This window comes from Limobrevibacterium gyesilva (assembly GCF_025989185.1).
Taxonomy (GTDB): Bacteria; Pseudomonadota; Alphaproteobacteria; order Acetobacterales; family Acetobacteraceae; genus Limobrevibacterium; species Limobrevibacterium gyesilva.
Map to the genome: position 1 here is coordinate 174,966 of NZ_JAPDNT010000002.1, position 13,873 is coordinate 188,838.

The 13,873-nt window shown below is 70.8% G+C and carries 2 protein-coding genes; both read right to left on the bottom strand.

Going from position 1 to position 13,873, the window contains the following annotated elements:
* Positions 1 to 2: 2 nt before the first annotated feature.
* A complete protein-coding gene (locus OL599_RS04790; protein WP_264712504.1) occupies positions 3 to 11,873 on the bottom strand; it encodes a filamentous hemagglutinin N-terminal domain-containing protein in 11,871 nt (3,956 codons plus the stop codon).
* Between the two features lie 35 nt (positions 11,874 to 11,908).
* Entirely contained in the window at positions 11,909 to 13,624 is a 1,716-nt protein-coding gene (locus OL599_RS04795) for a ShlB/FhaC/HecB family hemolysin secretion/activation protein (RefSeq protein WP_264712505.1), read from the bottom strand.
* Between the last annotated feature and the right edge of the window lie 249 nt (positions 13,625 to 13,873).

Sequence of the window (13,873 nt, forward strand, 5' to 3'; positions counted from 1 at the left end):
GCTCAGTAGTCCTTGTCGGAGACGTTGGGCAGCAGGATGTCGGGGTCGTCCTGCTGGTCGCGCAGGGTGCGGATATCGACGTCCTGGGTCGGGTTGGTGATGGGCACGCCCAGGACCGACAGCACGATGCAGTTGGTCGATCCGATCGGGCAGGAGTTGAAACGGAAGTTCGCGTTCTGCATCGGCGCGATGAAGCTGACCTGGGCCGCGGGCTGGCCGCCGACATCCCCCACGCTTCCGACCAGGTCGATGCTGCCGGCCGTGCCAACGGGATAGTTCACGTAGAGCCCCTGGATGAACACCTGTCCGGTGACCGCGCCGGCGCCGAGGATGTTCAGGATCAGCGTCGTCGTGCGCGCGGTCAGCCCGCCGGCACGATCGAAGGCAACGTTGCCGCTGGTGTCGATGCGGAAGGTCGGCGAGCCGACGCCGTGCAATCCGGTCACCGAGGCATTGCCGATCTGGGTGAGGCCGACCGTGCTGATATACGTCCCGGCCGTGGCGGTGCCGCTTGTCGGCAAGTGGGCGAAAACCTGCTGGCCCACGAACTGGCCGGCCGATCCCGTCGCGAATGCGGCACCGTTTGCGAGCGTGACCTGGCCGGACAGGGAGCCGCCGGGGCCACTGATCACGATCTTGGTGCCCTGCAACGTGCCGGCGACGGCGATGGTGCCCGGTGCCGTGATGGTGACGTTCGGCGCAGCGACGAGGCCGCCCGCGGCCTGCGTCAGGTTGAGGCCGGCCGTCAGGCTCGCGGCAGTGCCACCGAGGATCAACGTTCCGGCCGCGACCGTGAGGTCGCCGGCGGCCGAAATGGCGATGCCGCCACCAGCCCTCGCCGGGCCGACGATGACGAGGTCCTGGGCGTTGCTGAGCGTGAGGTCGCCGGCCGCGGCGCTTGCCGCATCGAGCGTGCCGATATGGTTGCCGCCGCCGGCCACGCTGTCCAACGCCACGCTGTCGCCGGCGGCGATGTCGAGCCGTGTCGCATTGAGCCGGCCGGTGTTGCCGCCCGCGCCCGGGGCACTCGTCTGATCGATCGACCCGTGCGTCGCCAGCTGTACACGGCCGCCGGCACCGGTAGCGTTCAGCGCGCCGCCAGCGGAGATGCCGGTGGTGGTGGCGATGTCGATCAATCCGGCCGCGCCGCCTGCGGTGATGTCGCCGCTGGCCGCCTGCCGGAATGCGCCAAGGGCGCTGATTCGAATGGCGCCGGTTGTGCCGAGGCTGGACCCCGCGTCCTGAGAAACCGAACCCGCGCTGCTCAGCATGATGCCCGATCCCGCCGTGATCGCGCCGGCCAGCGCCAGGTCCTGCTGGTTGACCAGCGTGAAGCTGCCGCCAGCGGCGAAGGGGCCGAGCGTCGTCACCGCGTTGCCGGTGCTGTTGTCGAATGCCACCGTTCCCGTCGCCGCCCCCGTCAGCGTGTTGGCGCTGACGATTCCGGTTGGCGTGGCGCCGACCGTCTCGGTGATCGCGCCGCCCTGCGCCGCCAGCGCGACGGTACCGCCCTGGGCGATGATGCTGCCGCCGAAACCGATGCCGGCCGAGGCGGTGACAGCGACGTTGCCACTGCCGGTGGCGGCGATCGTTGCGCCGACCGCCTGGGTGATGTCGCCGGCGAGCGCCGTGAGCGTCACCCCGGTACCTGCACCCGAGATCGTGCCTGAGTTCTGTGCGATGGCGCGGTCGCCGGTGATGGCGATGCCGTTGCCGGCCTGCACAGACCCGTTGACCGCGAGTGCGCCATGCTCGGTGATCGCGACATTGCCGGCGGCCACGACCGGCCCGCCGATCGTGAGATCCACCCCGTTCTGCAGGATGAAATCGCCTGCCGCGACGTTGAACGGGCCGAGCAGGGAAATCCTGTTCGTGGCACTGTCGAGGGTGGCCGAGTTCGCGCTGGTGAAGGCCGCTCCCCCAGCGGGGCCGGTCAGCACGTTGGCCGCGATCGTTCCGTTCGGTTCGGTGATATCGCCCGACGCCACCAGCGCCACCGTGCCGGCGGTGAGCGCCCCGGCGGTGCCGGCCTGGCCGATCGTTAGGTCGCCATTCACCGTCAACCCGAGGCTCGCGGTATTCGCGGGGTTCGGCGCAGGCACGCCACCGGCGAAGACGCCGCCCAGGATCGTCAGCCCACGGCTGTCTGCCAGCATGAAGTCGCCGGCGGCGACGAAGGCGCCGAGGCCAGCAATCGCATTGCTGCCGTTCAGCGTAGCCGATGCGGCGCTGGTGAAGGTGGCGCCGGGGGATGGGCCAGTGAGCAGGTTGGCGTTGATCGTCCCGTTCGGTTCGGTGATCGCACCCGACGCCATCAGCACGATGGTGCCGGCATTGAGCGAACCCGCCGTGCCCGCCTGCCCGATCGCAAGGTCGCCGTCCACCGTCAGGCCGAGGCTCGCGGTGTTGGCCGGGTTTGGCGCGGCCACGCCGCCCGCCGACACCGTGCCCAGGATGGTCAGGCCCTGGCTGTCGGTCAGGGCAAAATTGCCCGCGGTCACGAACGAGCCGAGCGCGCCGATGGCGTTCGCGCCGTTCAACGTGGCTGACGCCGCCTGGGCGAATGCTGCTCCCGTCGCCGGCCCGGTCAGCAGGTTGGCGTGGATGCTGCCGTTCGGCTCGGTGATGGCGCCGGACGCCACCAGCGCCACCGTGCCGGCATTCAGCACGCCCGCCGTGCCCGCCTGCCCAATGGCGAGGTCGCCGTTCACCGTCAGCCCGAGGCTCGCGGTGTTCGCCGGGTTCGGCGCCGCCACGCCGCCGGCCGACACCGTGCCCAGGATGGTCAGGCCCTGGCTGTCGGTCAGGGCGAAATTGCCCGTGGTCACGAACGAACCGAGCGCGCCGATGGCGTTCGCGCCGTTCAACGTGGCGGATGTGGCGCTGGCGAACGCGGCTCCGGCCGTCGGGCCGGTCAGCAGGTTGGCGTTGATGCTGCCGTTCGGCTCGCTGATCGCGCCGGACACCACCAGCGCCACCGTGCCGGCATTCAGCACGCCCGCCGTGCCCGCCTGGCCGATCGCGAGGTCGCCGTTCACCGTCAGCCCGAGGCTCGCGGTGTTCGCCGGGTTCGGCGCCGTCACGCCGCCGGCCGAGACCGTGCCCAGAATGGTCAGGCCCTGGCTGTCGGTCAGGGCGAAATTGCCCGCGGTCACGAACGAGCCGAGCGCGCCGATGGCGTTCGCGCCGTTCAACGTGGCTGATGCCGCCGATGCGAACGCCGCTCCCGTCGTCGGGCCGGTCAGCAGGTTGGCGTGGATGCTGCCGTTCGGCTCGCTGATCGCGCCCGATGCCATCAACACGATGGTGCCGGCATTGAGCGAACCCGCCGTGCCGGGTTGGCCGATCGCGAGGTCGCCATTCACCGTCAGCCCGAGGCCCGCGGTGTTGGCCGGGTTCGGTGCTGCCACGCCGCCGGCCGACACCGTGCCCAGGATGGTCAGGCCCTGGCTGTCGGTCAGGGCGAAGTTGCCCGCGGTCACGAACGAGCCGAGCGCGCCGATGGCGTTCGCGCCGTTCAACGTGGCTGACGCCGCCGATGCGAACGCCGCCCCCGTCGTCGGGCCGGTCAGCAGGTTGGCGTTGATGCTGCCATTCGGCTCACTGATCGTGCCCGAAGCCACCAGCGCCACCGTGCCGGCATTCAGCACGCCCGCCGTGCCCGCCTGGCCGATCGCGAGGTCGCCATTCACCGTCAGCCCGAGGCTCGCGGTATTGGCGGCGTTCGGCGCGGAGACGCCGCCCGCCGACACCGTGCCCAGCACCGTCAGGCCCTGGCTGTCGGTCAGGGCGAAATTGCCCGCGGTCACGAACGAGCCGAGCGTGCCGATCGCGTTCGCGCCGTTCAGCGCCGCTGACGCCGCCTGCGTGAATGCCGCCGCCGCGTTCGGGCCGGTCAGCAGGTTGGCGTGGATGCTGCCGTTCGGCTCACTGATCATGCCCGAAGCCACCAACGCCACCGTGCCGGCATTCAGCACACCTGCTGTGCCCGCCTGGCCGATGGCGAGGTCGCCGTTCACCGTCAGCCCAAGGCTCGCGGTGTTGGCCGGGTTCGGCGCGGTGACGCCGCCGGCCGACACCGTGCCCAGGATGGTCAGGCCCTGGCTGTCGGTCAGGGCGAAATTACCCGCGGTCACGAACGAGCCGAGCGCGCCGATGGCGTTCGTGCCGTTCAACGTGGCCGACGTCGCCTGCGTGAATGACGCTGCCGCGTTCGGGCCGGTCAGCAGGTTGGCGTGGATGCTGCCGTTCGGCTCGCTGATCGTGCCCGAAGCCACCAGCGCCACCGTGCCCGCATTCAGCACGCCCGCCGTGCCCGCCTGGCCGATCGCCAGATCGCCGTTCACCGTCAGCCCGAGGCTCGCCGTGTTGGCCACGCTCGGCGCGGAGACGCCGCCCGCCGACACCGTGCCCAGCACCGTCAGGCCCTGGGTGTTGCGCAGCGCGAAATCGCCGGCCGTGGTGAACGCGCCCAGCACCGAGATCGTGTTCGATCCGTCCAACGTCGCCGAACTCGCCTGCGCGAATGCCGCGCCCGTCGTCGGCCCGATCAGCAGGTTGGCGTGGATGCTGCCGTTCGGCTCGCTGATCGCCCCCGACGCCACCAGCGACACCGTGCCCGCGTGCAGCACCCCGGCCGTGCCCGCCTGACCGATCGCCAGCGCCCCGTTCGCCACCAGCCCGATCGTCGCGGCGGCACCCGCCTGCACCGTGCCCAGCACCGTCAGGTCCTGGTCGCTGGCCAGCACGAAATCGCCGGTGACGGCGAACCCGCCCAGAGTGCCCACCGTGTTGCCGGCCATGGCCAGCGCCACCGATCCGGCCTGGCCGGTCAGCCGCGCCACATTGGTCAGCGCCCCGGTCTGCGTCACCGCGCCGGAGGTGTCCAGTTCCAGCAGCGTCAGCCCCGCCGCGTCGAACCCGGACACCGTGATCGCCGCCGCCGTCGTGGTCGCGGACGAAGCCCCCGGCGCCGTCGCCGCGCCCACCCGCAGCGTGCCCGCCGTCACCCCCGTCAGCGAGGCCAGCGACAGGCCGGAGCCGGCGCCCAGCGTCACCGTGCCGGTGTTGCTGAACGGCGCGATCTCCAGCGTGCCCGTCGCCGTCGCGTTCAGCGTGTTGGTCGCCGGCGCTGCATGGGTCAGCACGTCGCCGACGATGCTCAGCAGCTTGCCGGCCCCCGTCGCCACCGGCGCGTTCGCGTTCACCCCAGGCGCGCCGGCCAGCAGGAACACGTTGCCGTGGTTCGACGTCACCGCCGCCTGCAGGTCCAGCGAGCCCGTGCCCGCCCCGGCCAGCGGCGGCTGCGCCTGCAGCACGATGTCGCCGTCCACCGCGAGGCCGCTGGTCGCGGCAACCGACAGCACGTCGCCCGACCGCAAGGTCAGCGACTGCCCCGCCCCCGTCATCACGATCGGCGCCTGCACCACCAGGCTGATCGCGTCGGTCAGGCTGAAATCGCCCGACGTCGTCACCGGGCCCAGCGCCGCGATCAGGTTCGACGCGCTCGGCAGCGACACCGAGGCGGCCGTGCCAATGCGTAGCGAATTCGCCCCGATCGCCCCGTTCGGCTGACGGATCGCGCCGGTGGCCGCCAGCAGCAATGTGCCCGCGTTCAGCACACCCGCGGCGCCACCGGCCTGGCCCAGGACCAGGTCGCCGCCGGTAACGGTCAGCCCCAATGTCCCGGTGTTGCCCACGTTCGGCGCCGCCACGCCCCCGGCTGACACCGTGCCCAGGATGGTCAGGCCCTGGTTGTCGGTCAGGGCGAAATTGCCAGCGGTCACGAACGAGCCGAGCACGCCAATGGCGTTCGCGCCGTTCAGCGCCGCTGAAGCCGCCTGGACGAATGCAGCCCCCGTCGTCGGGCCGGTCAGCAGATTGGCGTTGATGCTGCCGTTCGGCTCGGTGATCGCGCCGGAGGCCACCAGCGCCACCGTGCCGGCATTCAGCACGCCCGCCGTGCCCGCCTGCCCGATCGCGAGATCGCCGTTCACCGTCAGGCCGAGGCTCGCCGTGTTGGCCGCGTTCGGTGCCGCCACGCCGCCCGCCGAGACCGTGCCCAGGATGGCCAGGCCCTGGCTGTCGGTCAGGGCGAAATTGCCGTTGGTGGCGAACGAGCCGAGCGCGCCGATGGCGTTGCTGCCGTTCAACATGGCCGACGCCGCCCGCGTGAATGCCGCTGCCGCGTTCGGGCCGGTCAGCAGGTTGGCGTTGATGCTGCCGTTCGGCTCGCTGATCGCGCCGGAGGCCACCAGCGCCACCGTCCCGGCATTCAGCACGCCCGCCGTGCCCGCCTGCCCGATCACGAGATCGCCGTTCACCGTCAGCCCGAGGCTCGCGGTGTTCGCCGGATTCGGCGCCGCCACGCCGCCGGCCGACACCGTGCCCAGGATGGCCAGGCCCTGGCTGTCGGTCAGCGCGAAATTGCCCGCGGTCACGAACGAGCCGAGTGTGGCGATCGCGTTCGTGCCGTTCAATGTGGCCGACGCCGCCTGCGTGAATGCCGCCGCCGCGTTCGGTCCGGTCAGCAGGTTGGCGTGGATGCTGCCGTTCGGCTCGCTGATCGCGCCGGAGGCCACCAGCGCCACCGTGCCGGCATTCAGCACGCCCGCCGTGCCCGCCTGCCCGATCGCCAGATCGCCGTTCACCGTCAGCCCGAGGCTCGCGGTGTTCGCCGGATTCGGCGCCGCCACGCCGCCGGCCGACACCGTGCCCAGGATGGCCAGGCCCTGGCTGTCGGTCAGCCCGAAATTGCCCGCGGTGACGAACGAGCCGAGCGCGCCGATGGCGTTCGCGCCATTCAACGTGGCCGACGCCGCCTGCGTGAATGCCGCCGCCGCGTTCGGTCCGGTCAGCAGGTTGGCGTTGATGCTGCCGTTCGGCTCGCTGATCGCGCCGGAGGCCACCAGCGCCACCGTGCCGGCATTCAGCACGCCCGCCGTGCCCGCCTGGCCGATCGCGAGATCGCCGTTCACCGTCAGCCCGAGGCTCGCCGTGTTGGCCGCGTTCGGTGCCGCCACACCGCCCGCCGAGACCGTGCCCAGGATGGCCAAGCCCTGGCTGTCGGTCAGGGCGAAATTGCCCGTGGTCACGAACGAACCGAGCGTGCCGATGGCGTTCGCGCCGTTCAACGTGGCTGACGCCGCCTGCGTGAATGCCGCCCCCGTCGTCGGGCCGGTCAGCAGGTTGGCGTGGATGCTGCCATTCGGCTCACTGATCGTGCCCGAAGCCACCAGCGCCACCGTGCCGGCATTCAGCACGCCCGCCGTGCCCGCCTGCCCGATCACGAGATCGCCGTTCACCGTCAGCCCGAGGCTCGCCGTGTTGGCCGCGTTCGGCGCCGCCACGCCGCCGGCCGACACCGTGCCCAGGATGGTCAGGCCCTGGCTGTCGGTCAGGGCAAAATTGCCCGTGGTCACGAACGAACCGAGCGCACCGACGGCGTTCGTGCCGTTCAACGTGGCCGATGCCGCCTGCGTGAATGCCGCGCCCGTCGTCGGCCCGGTCAGCAGGTTGGCGCGGATGCTGCCGTTCGGCTCGGTGATCGCCCCCGAAGCCACCAGCGCCACCGTGCCGGCATTCAGCACGCCTGCCGTGCCCGCCTGGCCGATCGCGAGGTCGCCATTCACCGTCAGCCCGAGGCTCGCGGTATTGGCGGCGTTCGGTGCCGCCACACCGCCCGCCGACACCGTGCCCAGCACCGTCAGGCCCTGGGTGTCGGTCAGGGCGAAATTGCCCGCGGTCACGAACGAGCCGAGCGTGCCGATCGCGTTCGCGCCGTTCAGCGCCGCTGACGCCGCCTGCGTGAATGCCGCCGCCGCGTTCGGTCCGGTCAGCAGGTTGGCGTGGATGCTGCCGTTCGGCTCGCTGATCGTGCCCGAAGCCACCAGCACCACCGTGCCGGCATTCAGCACACCTGCCGTGCCCGCCTGGCCGATGGCCAGATCGCCGTTCACCGTCAGCCCGAGGCTCGCCGTGTTGGCCGGGTTCGGTGCCGCCACGCCGCCGGCCGACACCGTGCCCAGGATGGCCAGGCCCTGGCTGTCGGTCAGGGCGAAATTGCCCGCGGTCACGAACGAGCCGAGCGCGCCGATGGCGTTCGCGCCGTTCAACGTGGCTGACGCCGCCTGCATGAATGCCGCCGCCGCGTTCGGCCCGGTCAGCAGGTTGGCGCGGATGCTGCCGTTCGGCTCGGTGATCGTGCCCGACGCCACCAGCGCCACCGTGCCCGCATTCAGCACGCCCGCCGTGCCCGCCTGGCCGATCGCGAGGTCGCCATTCACCGTCAGCCCGAGGCTCGCGGTGTTGGCCGGATTCGGCGCGGAGACGCCGCCCGCCGACACCGTGCCCAGCACCGTCAGGCCCTGGGTATTGCGCAGCGCGAAATCGCCGGCCGTGGTGAACGCGCCCAGCACCGAGATCGTGTTCGATCCGTCCAGCGTCGCCGAACTCGCCTGCGTGAACGTCGTGCCCGCGTTCGGCCCGCTCAGCGCCGTGGCGACAATGCTGCCGTTCGGCTCGCTGATCGCCCCCGACGCCACCAGCGCCACCGTGCCCGCATTCAGCACGCCCGCCGTGCCCGCCTGACCGATCGTGAGCGCCCCGTTCGCCGCCAGTCCGATCGTCGCGGCGGCACCCGCCTGCACCGTGCCCAGCACCGTCAGGTCCTGGTTGCTGGCCAGCACGAAATCGCCGGTGACGGCGAACCCGCCCAGAGTGCCCACCGTGTTGCCGGCCATGGCCAGCGCCACCGATCCGGCCTGGCCGGTCAGCCGCGCCACATTGGTCAGCGCCCCGGTCTGCGTCACCGCGCCGGAGGTGTCCAGTTCCAGCACCGTCAGGCCCGCCGCGTCGAACCCGGACACCGTGATCGCCGCCGCCGTCGTGCCCGCGGACGAAGCCCCCGGCGCCGTCGCCGCGCCCACCCGCAGCGTGCCCGCCGTCACCCCCGTCAGCGAGGCCAGCGACAGGCCGGCGCCGGCGCCCAGCGTCACCGTGCCGGTGTTGCTGAACGGCGCGATCTCCAGCGTGCCCGTCGCCGTCGCGTTCAGCGTGTTGGTCGCCGGCGCCGCATGGGTCAGCACGTCGCCGACGATGCTCAGCAGCTTGCCGGCCCCCGTCGCCACCGGCGCGTTCGCGTTCACCCCAGGCGCGCCGGCCAGCAGGAACACGTTGCCGTGGTTCGACGTCACCGCCGCCTGCAGGTCCAGCGAGCCCATGCCCGCCCCGGCCAGCGGCGGCTGCGCCTGCAGCACGATGTCGCCGTCCACCGCGAGGCCGCTGGTCGCGGCAACCGACAGCACGTCGCCCGACCGCAAGGTCAGCGACTGCCCCGCCCCCGTCATCACGATCGGCGCCTGCACCACCAGGCTGATCGCGTCGGTCAGGCTGAAATCGCCCGACGTCGTCACCGGACCCAGCGCCGCGATCAGGTTCGACGCGCTCGGCAGCGACACCGAGGCGGCCGTGCCAATGCGTAGCGAATTCGCCCCGATCGCCCCGTTCGGCTGACGGATCGCGCCGGTGGCCGCCAGCAGCAATGTGCCCGCGTTCAGCACACCCGCGGCGCCACCGGCCTGGCCCAGGACCAGGTCGCCGCCGGTGACGGTCAGCCCCAATGTCCCCGTGTTGCCCACGTTCGGCGCCGCCACGCCGCCAACCGAGACCGTGCCGAGCACCGTCAATGTCGGGCCGGTGGTCAGCGCCATGTTGCCGGTGGTGGTGAAGGCGCCCAGCGTCGTGATCGTGTTGTTGCCGTTCATCGCGGCGGTCGCGCCGCTGCCGGTCAGCGTGCCGGCCGACAATACCCCGGAGGCGGTGATGTTGGTGCCCGCCGTCAACGACAGCGTTCCCGTCGCTGCCACGGTGCCGGTGATGTCGATCGTCCCGCCGCCGATGGTGTTCGCCGAAATCGACGTGCCCGAGACCTTCGCTGGAATCGCGATCCGGCCAGCGTTCAAATTCGCCGTCGTCGCGTGCACCGCCGCGCCCACGGACAGGAGTCCGCCGGCCGACACGTTCACCTGCAGATTCGCAGCCGAGATGGTGCCGTTGATCGCGACGCCGCCGGCGCCGGACGAAAGCGCGACACTCCCCGACGACGCGGACAGCCCGCCAGCCGCCGCGATGGTGAGCACCCCGTTCGGGCCGCCGGCCGCGTCATAGCCTGCGGCCGCCGTGAACGCCGGCGTCGCTACGGCCGCGGCGAGCGTGATCGTGCCGGTGCCCGTCAGCGTGATCGGTGCGTTGACGGTGAGGTTGCGGCCTGCCTCCAGTGCCAGGTTGGCCGCCGGCGACGAGAACGCGGAGGCAACGGTCAGGTCGCGCGACGCCTGCAGCGTGACGTTCCCGATCAGCGTGTTGAACACACCCGGATCGATCGTGGCGCTGACTGCGGTGGGGCTTCCGCCATTGTTGCCCACATCCAGCGTCGCGTCGGTCGTGCCCGTGACAGTGACCAGGCTGTCATCATGCCCATTTTTCTTGATCGTCAGGTCCTGCGGGTCGATCAGGATCGTGCCTGCCGCACCCTTGGCTGCCGAGACATTGATTGCCCCGGTCAGCGCATAACCCTGGTCGCCGGACACCTCGACGAACCCGCCATTGCCGCCCTGCTTGCCGGCGCGGGCCGAGATCGTTCCGGCCATCGTGGTCTGGCGGGTGGACAGCACCGTCACCCGGCCGCCATCCCCGCGCTTGGTCGCGTCGGCGGTGATCTTCGCGCCCTTCTGCACCACCGTGTGCTGCGCCGTCATCGCCGGCGTTACTGTGGCGCCGCCGGCGGTGCGGGCCAGCGTGGTCCCGACGGCCACATTGCCGCCGCCGGCCCGGCCGGATGCGGAGACCCGGGCGCTGGAGGCCACCGTCACGGTGCCGGTTGCGGCGAGTTCGATCTGACCGCCCTTGGTGCCCGGCGCTCGCCCGGCAGCGGACACCGCCCCCTCGATGGTGATCGAGCCGCCCACACCCTCGATCCGCACCAACCCGGCCTGCGTGCCGACGGTGTCGGCGGAGATGCGCCCGCCGGCCTCGACGAGATGGGAGACGATGCCGTCCGCCGCCTGCGCCGTGAGCAGAACGGTGCCGCCCTGCGCGGCGATGGTGCCGATATTGGTCACCAGCGCTTCCACCGGCTTGCCGTCGGCCCCGACCGGAGCCTGTTTGACCTGGCTGGTGACGTCGACCGAGAGCAGGCCGTCGCCGTACAGGTCGACCGTGTGGGTGGAGGCCCCGGCCAGCACGACGTGGCCGAGCTTCGCTTCGATCACGCCGGCATTGACGACGCTGGGCGCGACCAGCGCCGCCAACCCCGTCTGCTTCACGGTGATCCGGCCGCGGTTGACGATCTGGGCGTTCGGGCGGGCGGGAATGTCGAACGACATGTTCCCGGTCATGAACTTGTCGTTGGTGATGCCGGCCGCGGTCACCACCAGGCTGTGCGCCTCGATCTGCGCGCCGTTGGCGAACACGACACCGGAGCGGTTCTCGATGATCACCTGGCCGTTGGCGGTGATGCGGCCGGCGATCTGCGACGGATTGGGCGTATTGACGCGGTTCAGGATCACTGCGCCGGCGTTGGGCTGCTGGAACGTCACGCTGTGGCTGCTGCCGACGTCGAAGCTCTGCCAGTCCACGGCGGCGCGCTGGGAGCCCTGCGTCACCAGCGTGTTGTTCGTGGTCTGGCTGATCGTGGCCGCGCCGGCGCTGACCACGCCGCCCTGCGGACGCGCGTTGGGGGCCTGCGCCTGCGCCGGCATCGCCAGGACCAGCAGCACCGATGCCTGCAACGCCGTGGAGACGAGCAGCGCGGTGCGATTGCGCCTGACGGTGCCGACCAGCCTCACCCCCCGCCCTGCCCGTGCCTTCGCCATATGCCGTTCCTCCGCGCCGTTCTGGCGCCGTCGTTTCAGAAGCGGGTCAGGACCCGCCAGTAGAATGCGGTGTTCGGCAGCGCCGAAATTCCGGTCGAGCTGCCGTTCGGGTAGACGGTCAGCCGTCTTACGCCTTCAAGATCGACCTCGGTGTAGGGTGTCAGCATCATGCGCACGCCGCCGCCGAACGATTGCAACCGGCGGTTGGGATCGCTCTTCTGGTTCTCCCAGGTCTCGCCCCAGTCGTAGAAACCGTAGAATTGCAGCGACACGTCCGCGCCGTAGCCCAGCAGCTGCGTGTTCACGGCCGTATTCAGCTGGAGCTCGACCGTTGCAGCCAGCGCATTGTCGCCGGTGACCTGGCCGGAATAGAAGCCACGGGTGATGCGGCTGCCGCCCAGGAAGAATTTCTCTGCCGGCGGCAGGACATTCGGGCTGACCTGTCCCGACAGGATGCCCATGAGCGCGAGGCCGGCGCCGTTCCAGGGCTGGAACAGGTTCTGGGTGCGGGTGATGTCGAAAGACGCCTTCAGGAAATCGACCCGCTCGCCCAGCCGGGCATTCAGGGCCGCCCCGTTCGGCGATGCGCCGAACCACGGCAATCCGCGCGAGACGCGCACCGAAACCGCGTTCACGGCCGGCCGCTCGTCGCCTAGCCACAGGTCAGACAGCGCATATCCGACACCCCCGCGCACCACCCGCAGCGAATCGAAGGTGACCCGTGCCGAACTGCCGTTGACGCCGGTGTTCTGATTGACGATCGACTCCAGCGCGTCGAACGTGCCGTACAAGTTCAGCGTCTGCTGACGGGAGCGGATCAGCGGATAAGCGAGTTCACCGCCGAACACGGTGGTCTGCCCCTGATAGCCGATCGCCCGCAGGCTGCCGGACGGGTCGGAACTGCCGGCGCCGCCATACACCCGCAGCTTCAGCCCGCTGGCGCCGAGGAACACCTCCGTCGATACCTGCCCGAACAGCTGGGTGTTGTTATAGGTGCGATACAACGACACCTGGGTGCGTTCGCCGTATTCGGTGAAGCTGTTGAAATCGACGACGCCGAGCCCCTGCTCCGGCCCGGTGAGGTTGAAGGCGCGGTTGTCCGACGTGAACAGGCCAGTCACCGGACGGCGGCTGACCTGGGCCACCAGGGTCAGGGCCCCCGGCTCGTCGGTGGACGGTTTCAGGATCGCGCGCAGGGCCACTCCCGGAACGTCCTGCGCCAGCAGCAAATAGCGCTCCAGCGTGCGCGAATCGATGACCTTCTCTTCGGTGAGCCGATTGAGGAAGCGCAGCACCTGGGTTCCGGCCGGCCCGATATCGCCGTCGAGCTTCACGTCTGCGATGCGCCCTTCCGTCACCCGGAAGCGGAGGTTGCCATTGGCATCCAGCGCCGCCGAAACGGCGGTGAGGACGAAGCCGTCGTCACGGTACCGGCGGAGGATCGCCTGGCGTGCGGCATCGACCCTGGGGAGCGGCACGGCTTCGCCGACGAGTCCGTCGGCGAGCCGCATCAGCTCCGCGGTCGGGTACTGTGTCGCGCCTTCGATCGCGACACTGCGGATGGTCACGGGCACTTCCGGCACCGGCCCGGCCGGCCCGGTCGGCGGCGGCACCAGCGCGCCCGGGCTTACGCTGGGCTGCTGGGGCGGCATGATGCGGGGGATGGGCGAGCCTTCGGGCAGCAGGACCGGCCTGGGCGGCTCCTGCGCGGATGCGGGGATGGCGGCCGCGACAGTCGTCGCCAGGGCCATGACAGGCCAAAGCGCCTGCATCCGCGAGAACATGACGTGCCAGGCGGGACGCTGGCTTCGTTCCTTCCGACAACGCACGAATTCTGCCCCCACCCGGCCGTCTACCGATGCCGAGCGTGGCCTGCCCGCCTCCGGAAGTCAATGCATCTGCACAACAACGAAAGCCGGCAAATGATGTCTTCCGGCAAAATTTTGTAAAATTCCTGCAGTGCGAATATAGACGAAGGGTGCATTACTTCGCCGTATCGG